This window comes from Kaistella gelatinilytica, assembly GCF_015679325.1.
Classification (GTDB): Bacteria; Bacteroidota; Bacteroidia; order Flavobacteriales; family Weeksellaceae; genus Kaistella; species Kaistella gelatinilytica.
The window spans coordinates 304,943-319,343 of record NZ_JADPVI010000003.1 but is presented as its reverse complement, the minus strand read 5'-3'; the positions used below and the strand labels follow the sequence as shown (position 1 = coordinate 319,343).

Annotated in this window: 11 protein-coding genes; 6 read left to right on the top strand and 5 right to left on the bottom strand. The window is 35.5% G+C overall.

Going from position 1 to position 14,401, the window contains the following annotated elements:
- Positions 1–128: 128 nt before the first annotated feature.
- The 4 genes from fabG to IV494_RS12310 all read right to left on the bottom strand — a co-directional run bounded on the left by fabG (position 129) and on the right by IV494_RS12310 (position 4,130).
- Positions 129–872, bottom strand: a complete 744-nt coding sequence (gene fabG, locus IV494_RS12325) for a 3-oxoacyl-[acyl-carrier-protein] reductase (protein ID WP_196080438.1) — start codon at positions 870–872, stop codon at positions 129–131.
- Between the two features lie 11 nt (positions 873–883).
- On the bottom strand, positions 884–1,618 hold the full coding sequence (gene rsmI / locus IV494_RS12320) for a 16S rRNA (cytidine(1402)-2'-O)-methyltransferase (RefSeq protein WP_230380130.1): 735 nt from the start codon (positions 1,616–1,618) through the stop codon (positions 884–886).
- Complete coding sequence (locus IV494_RS12315; protein ID WP_196080437.1) at positions 1,619–2,995, bottom strand: UDP-N-acetylmuramate--L-alanine ligase; 1,377 nt, start codon at positions 2,993–2,995, stop codon at positions 1,619–1,621.
- A gap of 67 nt (positions 2,996–3,062) precedes the next feature.
- Complete coding sequence (locus tag IV494_RS12310; protein WP_196080436.1) at positions 3,063–4,130, bottom strand: hypothetical protein; 1,068 nt, start codon at positions 4,128–4,130, stop codon at positions 3,063–3,065.
- A 60-nt stretch (positions 4,131–4,190) separates the two neighbouring features.
- Here IV494_RS12310 and IV494_RS12305 point away from each other — a divergent pair, with 60 nt between their 5' ends.
- From IV494_RS12305 to IV494_RS12280, 6 genes are all read left to right on the top strand, one after another.
- Positions 4,191–4,772: a thymidine kinase gene (locus tag IV494_RS12305; protein WP_196080435.1), complete on the top strand. Its 582-nt coding sequence runs from the start codon at positions 4,191–4,193 to the stop codon at positions 4,770–4,772.
- A gap of 3 nt (positions 4,773–4,775) precedes the next feature.
- A complete protein-coding gene (locus IV494_RS12300; RefSeq protein WP_196080434.1) occupies positions 4,776–7,220 on the top strand; it encodes a bifunctional UDP-N-acetylmuramoyl-tripeptide:D-alanyl-D-alanine ligase/alanine racemase in 2,445 nt (814 codons plus the stop codon).
- Positions 7,221–9,386, top strand: a complete 2,166-nt coding sequence (locus IV494_RS12295; RefSeq protein WP_196080433.1) for a patatin-like phospholipase family protein — start codon at positions 7,221–7,223, stop codon at positions 9,384–9,386.
- Positions 9,387–9,389: 3 nt separating this feature from the next.
- Complete coding sequence (gene ybeY, locus IV494_RS12290) at positions 9,390–9,797, top strand: rRNA maturation RNase YbeY (protein ID WP_196080432.1); 408 nt, start codon at positions 9,390–9,392, stop codon at positions 9,795–9,797.
- A gap of 150 nt (positions 9,798–9,947) precedes the next feature.
- Positions 9,948–11,810, top strand: a complete 1,863-nt coding sequence (mnmG, locus tag IV494_RS12285; protein ID WP_196080431.1) for a tRNA uridine-5-carboxymethylaminomethyl(34) synthesis enzyme MnmG — start codon at positions 9,948–9,950, stop codon at positions 11,808–11,810.
- Between the two features lie 89 nt (positions 11,811–11,899).
- Positions 11,900–12,718 carry a class I SAM-dependent methyltransferase gene (locus IV494_RS12280; RefSeq protein ID WP_196080430.1) on the top strand — a complete coding sequence of 273 codons (819 nt, stop codon included), beginning with the start codon at positions 11,900–11,902 and terminating at the stop codon, positions 12,716–12,718.
- 260 nt (positions 12,719–12,978) lie between these two features.
- Here the strand turns inward: IV494_RS12280 and IV494_RS12275 are convergent, their stop codons facing one another.
- The gene (locus tag IV494_RS12275; RefSeq protein WP_196080429.1) at positions 12,979–14,169 is read right to left on the bottom strand and encodes a phosphoglycerate kinase; all 1,191 of its coding nucleotides are present in this window, start codon (positions 14,167–14,169) and stop codon (positions 12,979–12,981) included.
- Between the last annotated feature and the right edge of the window lie 232 nt (positions 14,170–14,401).

Here is a 14,401-nt window from a genome sequence, read left to right as displayed (position 1 = left end):
TTATTTTAGCCCAGATTGCAGCGGCATCCTTTTTTGAGGAGGTACGACGAGGAAAAGATAGAGCGTAAAGCTGGTCTGATCTTCGAGACAGGCTGAAATCTTGGGGCTCCCAAAAAAGAAAAGTGAGATTAGGTCAACATTCCGCCATCAACATTCAAAACCTGACCTGTAATATAAGTTGACATATCGCTTGCTAAGAAAACGCACGCATTTGCAACATCTTCCGGTTGACCTCCACGTTTTAAAGGAATTCCTTCTCTCCAACCCTGAACGGTTTTTTCATCTAAAGCTAAAGTCATTTCTGTTTCGATAAATCCGGGAGCAATCGCGTTGCAACGGATATTTCTGGAACCTAACTCCAACGCAATCGATTTTGAAAAACCAATCACGCCCGCTTTTGACGCAGCATAATTTGCTTGTCCCGCATTTCCTTTTACCCCAACAACTGAAGTCATATTGATGATCGAACCTGCTCTCGCTTTCATCATCGGCTTGATCACCGCTTTTGTGAGGTTGAAAACAGAATCTAAATTCACTTTGATGATCGTATCCCAATCGTCTTTGGACATTCTGAGCATTAAATTATCACGCGTTATTCCGGCGTTATTGATCAAAATATCGATTTTACCGAAATCAGCGATCACATCTGCGGCTAATTGTTGCGCAGCATCGTAATCGGAAGCATCGGATTGGTAAGATTTTACTTTTGTTATTTTTCCTAATTCTTCTTCCAAAGTTTTCGCTTTATCGACAGAACCGGCGTAAGTGAAAGCAACTTGAGCGCCTTCTTTCGCAAAAACTTCTGCTATTCCTTTTCCTATTCCACGAGTTGCTCCGGTAATGAGGGCAACTTTTCCTTCTAATAATCCCATATTATTTTCGTTTATTTTTCTAAGTTTTTGTACTTGTTTTTGGACAAAGGTTTTTCGCTTTCGTCTTCCTTAGTTATTACATTATTGACGACTAAAACTATTTCACCTTTTAAAGTTTTGCTTTTGGAGAAGTCAATTAACTCGTTGATTGTTCCGCGTTTAGTTTCTTCAAATTTTTTTGATATTTCTCTGCTTAAACTCACTTTAGTTTCCTCGCCGAAAAATTCTTTGATCTGTTCTAATGTCGTGTTGATCTTGTGCGGACTTTCGTAAATGATGATTGTTTTTTTCTCTTCCGCCAATTGTTTAAGCTTGGTTTGACGTCCTTTTTTCTGTGGTAAAAATCCGGCAAATAGAAATTCATTATTCGGTAATCCTGAAACAACCAAAGCTGGAACAAAAGCTGTTGCGCCCGGTAAACACTGCATTTCTAATTTTTCATCTGAAACTGCTTTTGACAAAAGATATCCGGGATCTGAAATTCCGGGAGTTCCTGCATCGGTTATAATTGCGATGTTTTGACCGTTCTTTAAATCATCAATAACTTTTTGCGTCGTTTGATGTTCGTTGTGTAAATGGTACGATTTCAGCGGTTTAGATATCTCATAATGCTTCAAAAGAAAACCCGAAGTCCGGGTATCTTCACATAAAATATAATCGACTTCTTTCAGAATTTTTACAGCTCTGAAAGTCATGTCTTCTAAGTTTCCAACGGGTGTCGGAACAAAATATAGGATTCCGCTCATTTATAGATTTTCATATAAGTTTTTGCAAAAAGTTTCCAAACTCGGATCTCTTGCACCCATTAAAAGTAAAACCGTTCCTTCTTTTAATTCCGGTTTTAAGGCTGCTAACAAATTATTTCGATCTTCAACGAAATGGGCATTTTTCCCTTTTGCTTTAATGCCTTCAATTAAATCTTTGGCTGAAATATCTTTCACCGCAGTTCCGCCCGCATAGAAAATTTCGCTCATCCAAATTTCATCTTGTGGTCTTAATGAATCTGCAATTTCTTGAATAAAATCATCTTTCAGAAATCTCGTCGGTTTGTAACCATGTGGTTGAAACCAGGCAATTACTTTTTCTGCTAAAGGTTGACAAGCTTTTATCGAAGCAGCACATTTTGCGGGATTGTGAGCATAATCATCAATCACCCAAACTCCATTTTTCTGTCCAAGAATTTGATGACGCCGATAAATTCCTTCGTAAGTTGCTAAACTTTCTGCGCAGGTTTTTAGATCAATTCCAATTTGATGTGCGACTGCAATTGCAGCGGTTGCATTTTCGACGGAATGTTTTCCTAAAGAGTTCATTTGAAATTTCTGATTCAAAACTTCAAAAGTCAAAGAAAGTCCATTTTGATTAAAATTTTCGGCAGAATATCCTGCATTTTTATCTTCAAATCCAAAATCATTTTTAGAATTCGCTGACAACGATTTCGCCAATGTATTTGATTGATTTACAACAAATAAGCTTTTACTATTATTTTTAAAAATGGTAAATAAATCGATCAACTCATCGATTTCCTGATGATCTTTATCGATATTTAAAAGCAACCCGATTTCCGGTTCATATTGAACAACGGAACCGTCGCTTTCATCAGCTTCAATAATAAGCCATTCTCCTTTTCCGACTGCGGCATTTCCGATTTTTCCCTGCTTAATAATGCTGGTTAAACCAGCTCCGGAAATAATACTCGGCTCCAGTTCCGCATCCAATAAAATTTGATAGAGCATTGCAGAAGTTGTAGATTTGCCGGAAGTTCCCGCAACGGCAATCGTTTTTTTACTTTTTGCAATGATCGATAAAAGTTCGCTCCTTTTAATAATTGGAATTCCGAGCTCTTTGGCCTTCTGAACTTCAAAAACCGTGTCTTCAATTGCCGTCGAAACTACGATCAGATCCGTTTTGTCATTAATTCCGCTTCCGTCTTGCAGAAAACAGTGAATTCCTTCTGCTTCTAACTGCTCTTTGGTTTTATTATATTCATTAGGATGAAAATACCGGTCGCTGCCCGAAACTTCTTTACCAATTCCTTTTAAATATTGGGCGATTGCGCTCATTCCAACTCCAGCGACTCCGATGAAAAAGACATTTTGAAAATCTGAAATACTTTTTGTCATTCTAAATTTATTGATTCTGACCTTTAATGAAAAACAAGTTTCTTAAATTTTACAAAGAAACAGCGTGCTATAAAAATTTACTTTCTACCAAATCCCACAGTCTTTGAGCGTATTCATCGGCTTTACTCCAGTCTTTCTGGTAATAAACTTCACTCAAATATTGTCGGGCATCTTCTAACTTTTGGTAAGAATTTAATCTGTCGATCGTATTCTTTAAATCAGTTTCATCTCCGTTGAAAAGCAATTTCGTAAATGCGATCTTATCATTGAAATCTAATTTAAATTCATGTTGCTTTTTAGGAGCTTCCATAAAATCTGTCGCAATGTTAGATTTTAATAAACTTCCGGGATCTACTGTTTTAGTCTTAATTTCGGGAGAATTTTCTTCGATATTTTCCAACGGATCATCATCAAATAAATTTTGAACTGCTTTCAAACCTTTGATGTTGGCAAGTTTAAATTTCTTTTCAGGATTGCTATCTGTTATTTTTTCTTCTGAAATAGTTTCTGTACTTACGGGATAAGGAGTTTCTACTTTGCCAAATTCTACAATTTTTCTCCGTCTTTCTTCAGAATCTAAAAAATCTTTTTCTTTCTGAGAAATACGTTCTGCATAATCTGCTTCTTCCTGTTCGACGACCAAGGGAATTTCTTTATCAGAAGCAAAATTACCGTTGACCACAAAATCTTCTAAGTCATGACTGACCTCTTCAAAATCTGAATTTCCTTCACTGGATACTTCAGGATTATTATACTCAATAAAGGGGTCTTCCATTTCGGGTCTTAGTTCATGAATGGGATGGTCGGGAGAATTATCGATCTCATTAATTTCGTTCGTGAAAATTACTTCCTCTTCAATAACATCTTCGGAAAGAGGTGAGTCGGATAAATAATCTTCATTACCGGATTCGATAATATTGTTGTTAATTTCTTGATTGTCAGCATCTTCAACAGTTTGTTGAAAACTCTCTTTATTTTTCTCTAAAATTCTTAGAAAGGCAATTCTGTCGGCTACTTCTGCAAATAGATCTTGCTTAGAGAGTAGTTCTTCTTTAGAATTAATTTTTGAAAGGGTATTGAGAATATTCTTTGATTCAAAAAAAATTTTTTCTTGTAGATCTTGAAGGTTTTGCATAATAAAGTCTTATTAAATTTCCTTATTTTTGAGCTTTAAATATTACGGCTAATTTAACAAATGTTTTTAGAAAATACAATTAATCACGCAAAACAAAGCGGTTGGATGGAAGTGATCTGCGGCTCAATGTTTTCCGGTAAAACGGAAGAATTGATACGGAGACTTCGGCGTGCAGAAATGGCAGGACAAAATGTGGAAATTTTTAAGCCAAAATTAGATGTGCGTTATGCTGCTGAAGAAGTGGTGTCTCACAATCAAAACAAAATTCGGAGCACTCCCGTTGACAGTCCGAGCGAAATTTTACTACTGGGATCTAATTGTGATGTTGTAGGAATTGATGAAGCTCAATTTTTTGATGAAAGTATCGTCGAAGTTGCTAATAAACTGGCGAACAGCGGAATACGTGTCATCGTTGCAGGTTTAGATATGGATTTTATGGGCCGTCCATTTGGACCCATCCCTAATTTAATGGCGACCGCAGAATATGTGACGAAGGTTCATGCAATTTGTAAGAGAACCGGAAATCTTGCTAATTATTCGATGAGGATTTCAACGAGTAAAGATTTAGTAGAACTTGGCGAAACAGAAAGTTATGAAGCAGTAAGCAGAAGGGTTTTCAATGATGAATTTTTGAATAAATAAAAAATGAATTATTCTACCCAGCAAATTGCAGAAATCACCGGTTCAAAACTCATTGGTAAAAATGATCTGATTGTCAAAACAATCGAGTTTGACAGTCGTAATATCTATTCCAGCGAAAACATTGGCTTTCTTGCCATCAATACTTCAAAAAATTCGGGAGAAAAATATATTCAGTCTGCAGTTGAAAAAGGTGTAAAGATCATCATCAGCGAACACCACTTCCCTGAAATTCAGGATATTACTTGGATCATCGTTGAAAATGCAATTCGATTTATTCAGAAACTGGCGAAATTTCACCTTCATCAATTTTCATTGAAAACCATAGGAATTACAGGCAGCAACGGAAAAACCATTGTTAAGGAATGGCTTTATCAAAGTATTTTTGATGAATTCGTTACCGTGAAGAGCCCAAAAAGTTTCAATTCACAAATCGGACTTCCGATCTCTTTGTTGGAAATTACCAAAACTCACGAACTCGGGATTTTCGAAGTAGGAATTTCAAAGCCTGGAGAAATGCAAGTTTTAGAACATATTTTCTCTCCGGAGATTGGTATTCTTACTCATATTGGTGCGGCTCATTCTTCAAATTTCGAAAATGAGGAACAGCTCATTAAAGAAAAACTGATACTTTTCAAAGATTCCAAAACTATTATTTTTAATGCTGATAACGATTTGGTTTACAATTGTATAAATGATCTTTATTCAAGTAAAAATCTAATATCTTATGGTTTTAAATCTCATAATGATCTTCATCTAAAAAATGACTGGCGAGGAGATTCAAACGAGTTGGTTCTGCAATATTTCCAAGAGGAAATTAAAATACCAATTTCTCAAAGAGATGAAGCAACGCTGAGTAATGCGATGTGTGTGATTGCAGTTTTAAAGGAATTCAAAATAGAAAATGCAAAAATTATCGAAAAGATAAATGCATTAAAGGCGGTTGAAATGCGTCTGGAAAGCGTGAACGGCCTTCGTAATAATTTGGTGATCAATGATTCCTATAATCTGGACATGGATTCGTTGAAAATTGCTTTTCAGTTCATTCATCAATACAATAAACCGAAAAAGACTCTGATTATCACTGATTTTGTGGAAGGTAAAGATTCTGAAAAATTATATCATGAAGTCGCTGACCTAACGAATCAACAGGATTTTAGCAAAATATTTCTCATTGGTGAAGAAATAATACATTTTGAAAATCTTTTCAATTCGCAGACCTACCCTTTTAAAAATACGAAGGAACTTATTGAAAGTACGCAACTTAACCAAATAGAAGATGAATTAATTCTTCTGAAAGGTGCTCGTAAATTCGAAATTGACCGGTTAAAAACATTTTTAGAATTGCAGAAACATGACACTGTTTTAGAGGTTAATTTAAACGCAATTATTCATAACATCAATATCCATAAGTCTTTATTAAAACCTGAAACAAAAATGATGGCGATGGTGAAAGCCTATTCCTATGGTTTGGGAGGTTATGAAATCGCAGAGTTTCTACAACATCATCATATTGACTACCTTGGAGTTGCCTACGCCGACGAAGGAATTGACCTGCGAAAAAACGGAATTACAACGCCCATCATGGTGATGAATCCGGAGCAACACAGTTACAACAGCATTATCGATTACAATTTGGAACCCGAAATTTACAGTTTCAGGGTGCTTCAACTTTTCAATGAGCAACTTTTGCACAAAGGGATTCAGCGAAAATATCCGATTCATATTAAACTGGAAACCGGAATGCATCGTCTTGGTTTTAAAGCAAATGAGTTGGATGAGCTTATTGACAAGTTGAAGACAATGAATGTGAAAGTGGAATCCATTTTTAGCCATCTTTCCTCCGCTGATGATCCAGATGAAAAAGAATATACTTTTGAACAGATAAAAATTTTTGAAGCCAATTCTGAGAAATTGATTGATGGTTTGCACTACCATCCTATCCGACATATTTTAAACTCTTCCGGCATCATTAGCTATTCTCAATTTCAGTTTGATATGGTTCGGATCGGTATTGGAATGGTCGGAATTGCAGCAGATCCACAAATTAAGAAGCAACTTCGAAATGCAGTAAATTTTAAAACCGTTATTTCACAGATTTCGGAAGTTGACAAAGGTGATTCTATAGGGTATAACCGAAAATTTTTGGCTGAAAATCGTACGAAAATCGCCACCATTCCCGTTGGTTATGCAGATGGAATTCCACGGATGATCGGAAATGAAGTCGGTAAAGTAGGAATACACCAAAAACTTTTTCCCATCGTCGGAAACATTTGTATGGATATGATGATGATCAATATTGGAAATGAACCTATTAATGAAGGGGAAGAAGTAATCATTTTTAATGACAAACCTTCACTTGAAGAATTCGCAATTTATTGTAATACAATTCCTTATGAGGTATTAACCTCTATTTCTCGCCGCGTAAAAAGAATTTATATTAAAGATTAAATGAAAATAAAACTTATACTTATCATTACTGTTTTGTGCAGTTTTTTCCTGACAGCTCAGGTAAAAGAAGGATTTAGGGTGCCTAAAAATGCCAAAATTGGATTATCACTTTCCGGTGGTGGTGCAAAAGGCTTTGCGCACATCGGTGTTTTAAAGGTTCTTGACTCCTTAGGTGTAAAGATCGATTATATTTCCGGTACCAGTATGGGCGCGATTGTCGGAGGATTATATGCTTCAGGTTATAGTGGAAAGGAAATTGAAAAAATTGTATTAGATACCGATTTCTACAATATCCTCGCTAATGGAAAAACCAGACAGGAAACTTCCTTTTTCAGCAAGTCGGTTGACAAATATATTGTTACAGTCCCGGTGAAAGACGGTAAGATCAATGTTTTGCCGAAAGCAATTTCGACGGGTCAAAAAAATATTTATCTCTTAAAAGAGCTCTTCAAAAATGTATCTACAATAAGTGATTTTTCTAAACTTCCCATCCCTTTCATGTGTATTGCGACTAATTTAGAGAGTGGTAAAATTGAAATTTTTGAGAAGGGCGATCTCGTTAGTTCGATCATGGCAAGTTCGGCTTTTCCCTCTTTAATGGACCCTGTAAAAATTGGCGATTCCTTATATATTGATGGCGCGATGACGATAAATTATCCCTCCAAACCCTTGAAAGACAAAGGAATTGATATTGTAATTGGAGTCGATTTAAGCCAGGGTTTAGCAAGTGCAAAGAGTCTTATAAGTGCAATCGACATCCTAAATCAGGTCATCGATTACGGAATTCAAAGTGAAACAAAAAACCAATATCAATATACCGATATCAATATTCGTCCGAACCTAAAGGGGATGGGCGCAACAAGCTATGATTTTAAGAAAGCGATCTTAGACTCGGGTTATGTAGAAGCTAAAAAATACGTTGAGCCTCTCTCCCTGCTCCCGAAGAGAGATTCTACAGTTTTGCGCGCACCACTGAGTTCGATCTACTCGAACGTTTATAAAATTGACAGTTTGATCCTCGATAACAGCCGCATTTTTGGAAAAAATTATGTGAAAGGGAAAATGAATCTTCGAATTCCATCGCTTCAAACTTATGGCGGTATCAACAAAATGATTGATGCGCTGTATGCAACAAATAATTACACTTTAATAAATTACGATATCATTCAAAAAAATAATGAAAACTATTTAAAGCTCAATGTCACAGAAGATGATACGCGTTTTTTCTTAAAATTTGGTCTTCATTACGATGAAATTTTTAAAACGGGTCTTCTCCTTAACATGACTGCCAAAAGATTGTTGTTTCGGAATTCCATCGTTTCACTGGATCTGGTTGTCGGCGACCAGACGAGATATTACCTAAATTATTTTATAGACAACGGTTATATCCCGGGATTCGGCGTTTACGCTTCGGGAATGTCTCTCAATTTGAATGATCGTGATTCTAATATCTATGAAAAATGGAACTGGTTCAGAAATGAAGCTTTCATTCAGTCGGTTTGGCGCGATAAATATGCAATTGGTGGCGGAATAAGTCATGACTACTTTGAAACCAAATTTACCGGCACTCCAACGTATACAAATGGCACGAACTTTATGAATGCTTACCTCTTCATTAAAAGTGATACGCAGGACGATAAGAGCTTTCCCACAAAAGGAATCTATTTAAATGCAGAAGGGAAAGTTTTAGATCTTCTCAATAAAGATCAGGATGGTCGAACGTTACAGGCAAAAATAACAACTCAGTTGAACTTTCCAATTACAAGCTGGTTTACTTACCGGTTAGGATTATACGGTGGTTTTACCATTGGGAAAAAGCTTCCAAGCTATTACCAATATCGAATTGGCGGAATTTTCGCCCAAAATTTAGGAAATTTCACAATGTTCCAAGGGTACGAATTCGGTCAACTGAGTTCAAAAAATCTCTTAACTAATATCAACAGTTTCCAGTTCAACGTCTATAAAAATTATTTTCTGGAAGCAAGTTTAAGTCTCGCTAATTTATTTACCGATATCAAAGTTGACGATATATTCCATGTCAATGCTTCTTCAATGGGACTTACCGCTGGTTATAAGTCGCCGGTTGGTCAAATTAAAATTAATTTCAGCCGTTCATTGTCCATTAATAATAATATTTTCAGTGTCGTATTGGGACATTATTTTTAGCATATGATACAATTTTTCTTCGAAAATTTAGATGAAATTACTCTTCCACCAAATACAGAAATTTGGTTAGAGCAACTTATAATTTCAGAACAGAAAAAACCAGGCGAAATTAATTACATATTCTGTGATGACGAACATCTTTTACAGGTAAACCGGGATTTTCTTCAGCACGATTATTACACAGATGTGATCACCTTTGATTATGTGAAGGGTAAAACCATTTCAGCAGATATTTTTGTATCTTTGCCCCGCATTTTGGAGAACGCTTCTTCGTTATCCAAAGCGTTTGATTCTGAATTACTTCGCGTTTTAGCGCATGGTATTTTACACCTTTGCGGTTACAAGGATAAAACAGAAGAAGAAATTTCCGAAATGCGAAACAAAGAAGATTATTATTTGTCTATTTTTTAGGAGCTATTTCCCGCTGTCCACTATATCTATTGTTCCGCTCCGCTGCACAATAGGATGCCGTTTCCATCGGGGCTATAAGCACAACTAAATTTTAAAACAAATAGATGTTTCACGTGAAACATTTTACAAATTAATTCATTCAATAAACAAATGATAAGCGAAATATACGACGTAATCGTAGTAGGAGCAGGACACGCCGGATCTGAAGCAGCAGCTGCAGCAGCAAATCTCGGGTCTAAAACCCTACTCATTACAATGAATATGCAGACCATCGGACAAATGTCTTGTAACCCTGCAATGGGTGGGATTGCAAAAGGACAAATTGTTCGGGAAATTGATGCAATGGGAGGTTATTCTGGAATTATAGCAGATAAATCAGCCATTCAGTTCAAAATGCTCAATCTTTCCAAAGGTCCTGCAATGTGGTCACCAAGAACTCAGAATGATAGAATGTTGTTTGCTGAAGAATGGAGATACGCTTTGGAAAACACAAAGAATCTGGACTTTTTTCAAGATATGGTTAAAAGCTTGATCATAGAAAATCACAAGGTCGTTGGCGTAATTACTTCTCTAGGAATAGCGATCAAAGCAAAATCAGTGGTTTTAACCAATGGAACTTTCTTAAACGGTCTAATTCATGTAGGTGATAAACAACTGGGAGGCGGAAGAATGGGTGAACCAAAAGCTTCCGGAATTACAGAACAACTCGTCTCCCTAGGTTTTGAATCTGGTCGAATGAAAACCGGTACTCCACCACGAGTCGACGGTAGAAGTTTGGATTATTCAAAAATGGAAGAACAAAAAGGTGACGAAAAACCGCAAAAATTCTCCTATTCAGACACCCCAAAACTGACAAAACAATTAAGTTGTCACATTGTTTATACCAACGAAACGGTGCACGATATTTTACGAGAAGGATTCGACAGAAGCCCCATGTTTAATGGAACAATCCAAAGTACAGGACCTAGATATTGTCCAAGTATTGAGGATAAAATAAACCGATTTGCCGAGAGAAACCGCCACCAGTTATTTGTAGAACCTGAAGGTTGGAGAACCGTTGAGATCTATGTTAACGGTTTCAGTTCTTCTCTTCCTGAGGATATTCAAATCAAAGCAATGAAACATATTCCAGGTTTCCAAAATGTAAAAGTTTTTCGTCCAGGATATGCCATAGAATATGACTACTTCCCTCCTACCCAATTGTATCATACTTTGGAAACAAAATTGATCCAAAATCTATACTTTGCGGGACAAATAAATGGTACAACCGGTTATGAAGAAGCTGCTGGACAAGGTTTAATGGCTGGAATTAATGCTCATAATAAAGTTCACGATAACGGTGAATTCATATTAAACCGCGACGAAGCTTATATCGGAGTTCTCATTGATGATTTAATTACAAAAGGAACCGAAGAACCTTATCGAATGTTTACTTCCCGAGCAGAATATCGCTTACTTTTAAGACAGGACAACGCAGATATTCGTTTAACGGAAAAGGCCTATAATTTAGGTTTAGCTGATGAAAAACGACTTAGAAATGTGGAAGAAAAAATTGCTAAAAGTAATCAGTTAGAAGCGTATTTAAAGGAAACTTCGCTAAAACCTGGTGTTATTAATCCCGTTTTAGCAAGTATAGAATCCTCTCCTGTTGATCAGGCTTATCGTGCCGCGCAGATTCTAACCAGACCGAATATGACTTTAGGAAAATTAGAGGAAATCGATTTTATCAAAGAACAAACAGAGATTTTTTCCGAAGAAGTTAAGGAGCAAGCTGAGATCAATATAAAATACAGAGGTTATATTGAAAAAGAAAAAGAGAATGTCGCCAAACTTAATCGCTTGGAAACAATAAAAATTCCAGAGGATTTTGATTATTCGAATATCAATTCTTTATCATCAGAAGCCAAACAAAAACTAAACAAAGTGAAACCACAATCTATTGCACAAGCCGGAAGAATTAGCGGAGTTTCACCTGCAGACATTAATGTACTTCTTATCTTTTTAGGAAGATAAATTCAGAATGTTTCACGTGAAACATTCTGAATTTATTCCGAAATACTATTCAATCCAAAAACTTCACTTTAAACTAAGAAGACTTTTAAATGAAAATTAAAGATCATTTTTTAACCCAGGAAATATTTGAAATAAAAGAGACGGAAACAAAAGGTGTTTTTAGAACAACTCCAGTTCCTTCCAATTTGGATAAATATTATGATAGTGTAGATTACATTTCTCACCATCAGGATTCTGGAAGTTTGAAAGAAAAACTCTATAAATATTTACAAGGTTTCAATTTAAATTATAAAAAAGATATTTTAAAAGATGAATTACCACCACACGCAAAAGTTCTGGATTACGGATGTGGCGCTGGTGAATTTCTAAAGTTTATTGAAAATGATTTCCGAACTTTAGGATTCGAACCTAATGATGCTGCAAGAAATTTTGCTTCCCAGAAATTATCTAAAACAAAAATTCTAAGTGATCTAAATACTATAGAAAATGAAAGTTTAGATGCAATCACTTTATGGCATGTATTCGAACATATTGATAATCAAGAAGATATCTTATATATATTTCATAATAAACTGAAAGACAGCGGTTTATTAATTATTGCAGTTCCGAATCCTGCTTCGTTCGACGCTTTACACTATAAAGAGTTATGGGCTGCTTACGATGTACCAAGACATATCTATCATTTTACAAAATCGGGAATGGAAAAATTAATGAATACCGAAAATTGGAAAATGAAAAAAATCAAACCACTCCTACTCGATTCCTTTTATATTTCAATGCTCAGCGAAAAATACAAGAAATCTGCATTTTTTTGGTTAAAAGGATTGGTTTTCGGAAGCATTTCTAATTTTAAAGCATCAAAAACTGGTGAATATTCCAGTTTGATATATGTTATCGAAAAAAAATAGTTTTTTGGTTTTAGACCTATTTCTGCAAGCTGATTTCTCCTATATTTTCTGAAATTCCTCACTTTTCAAAAATCAATCATGAAAATAAATTTCTTAACAAATGAAACGGTAGATTTTTTAAGACTATAATTTTTAGGAATTGAACAATGGCGTTAATTCGAAAAATATTTTTTATTTAAGGTATTGTTAAAATATCAACAAAAAAAAAGTTCTCAAAACATGGGAACCTTTTTTTACTATAAAACTAAAGGCTTAGTTATTTAATGATTGATCGCTTTTACGCCCGGAAGTTCTTTTCCTTCCAAACTCTCCAGCATTGCGCCTCCGCCAGTTGAAACATAACTTACTTTGTCTTCATAACCGAATTGTTTTACAAATGCAACACTGTCTCCTCCTCCAACAAGAGAAAAAGCTCCTAACTCCGTCGCCTCTGCAATACTATCACCCAAAGCAATTGTCCCTGCCGAAAAATTAGGCATTTCAAAAACACCGATTGGTCCATTCCACAAAATTGTTCTCGAATTCATAATTACATCATGATTCAATAATCGCGTTTTCGTACCGGCATCTAATCCCATCCAACCGTCGGGAATATCGTAAACATCTACTTCTTTCGTTTCCGCATCATTATTAAATTCATCAGCGATTATAATATCGATCGGCAAATGAACTTTCACATTCTGCTCTTTTGCCTTTTCCAAAATTTCCAGGGCTAACTTTAATTTATCTGCTTCAACGAGTGAGTTTCCAATTTTTCCGCCCAAAGCTTTTACAAACGTGAAAGCCATTCCACCACCGATAATCAAATGATCTATCGCAGGTAAAATATTCTCAATAATCGTAATTTTTGTAGAAACTTTTGATCCTCCTAAAATTGCAAGGACAGGTTTTTCACCGCTTTTCAGCACTTTATCAATTGCTTCCAACTCTTTTGCCATCAATAAACCGAAAAACTTAGTTGAAGGAAAAAATTGTGCAATTACCGCAGTCGAAGCATGTTCTCTATGCGCCGTTCCGAAAGCATCATTCACATAAGCATCAGCATATTTTGATAATTTTTCTGCAAACTGAACATCCCCATTTTCCTCTTCATTGTAAAAACGCAGATTCTCTAACAAAAGAATTTCTCCAGGTTTTAAATTTTTGGTCATATTTTCAGCATCTACTCCAATACAATCGCTACAAAACTGAACTTTTTTACCTAAGACCTCTTCAATTTCCGGGATGATATTTTTCAAAGAAAATTCTTCAGAAACTTTACCTTTCGGTCTACCCAGATGCGTCATCAAAATTACAGAACCTCCATCGTTCAAGATTTTATCGATCGTGGGTTTTACTGCCTTAATTCGGCTATTATCCGTAACTTTCAAATCGGCACTTTGTGGAACATTAAAATCCACACGGACCAAAGCCTTTTTATCTTTGAAATTAAAATCGTTGATTGTCTTCATAGTTTTTCCTGTTTTTGGTTTCACAAATTTAGGATTTATTCCCTCGAATAAAAATTTAATCTCACTTAAAATTCCACAATCCCCAAAACCTCAATTTATCTACATTATATTCTTTTATTAAAAAAAGAAGATGAGTAATGTTGTTGTAGTCTGGGTGTTTGGGGAGAAATAAAATTAAGAAATTTTAACACATTTAGTAGCGGTGTAGTTCATATTTAGTTCACATTTTAAT

Bases quoted from the DNA above. Each gene is read 5' to 3' on its own strand.
- fabG (WP_196080438.1), bottom strand. From the start codon at position 872: ATGGGATTATTAGAAGGAAAAGTTGCCCTCATTACCGGAGCAACTCGT.
- rsmI (WP_230380130.1), bottom strand. From the start codon at position 1,618: ATGAGCGGAATCCTATATTTTGTTCCGACACCCGTTGGAAACTTAGAA.
- IV494_RS12315 (WP_196080437.1), bottom strand. From the start codon at position 2,995: ATGACAAAAAGTATTTCAGATTTTCAAAATGTCTTTTTCATCGGAGTC.
- IV494_RS12310 (WP_196080436.1), bottom strand. From the start codon at position 4,130: ATGCAAAACCTTCAAGATCTACAAGAAAAAATTTTTTTTGAATCAAAG.
- IV494_RS12305 (WP_196080435.1), top strand. From the start codon at position 4,191: ATGTTTTTAGAAAATACAATTAATCACGCAAAACAAAGCGGTTGGATG.
- IV494_RS12300 (WP_196080434.1), top strand. From the start codon at position 4,776: ATGAATTATTCTACCCAGCAAATTGCAGAAATCACCGGTTCAAAACTC.
- IV494_RS12295 (WP_196080433.1), top strand. From the start codon at position 7,221: ATGAAAATAAAACTTATACTTATCATTACTGTTTTGTGCAGTTTTTTC.
- ybeY (WP_196080432.1), top strand. From the start codon at position 9,390: ATGATACAATTTTTCTTCGAAAATTTAGATGAAATTACTCTTCCACCA.
- mnmG (WP_196080431.1), top strand. From the start codon at position 9,948: ATGATAAGCGAAATATACGACGTAATCGTAGTAGGAGCAGGACACGCC.
- IV494_RS12280 (WP_196080430.1), top strand. From the start codon at position 11,900: ATGAAAATTAAAGATCATTTTTTAACCCAGGAAATATTTGAAATAAAA.
- IV494_RS12275 (WP_196080429.1), bottom strand. From the start codon at position 14,169: ATGAAGACAATCAACGATTTTAATTTCAAAGATAAAAAGGCTTTGGTC.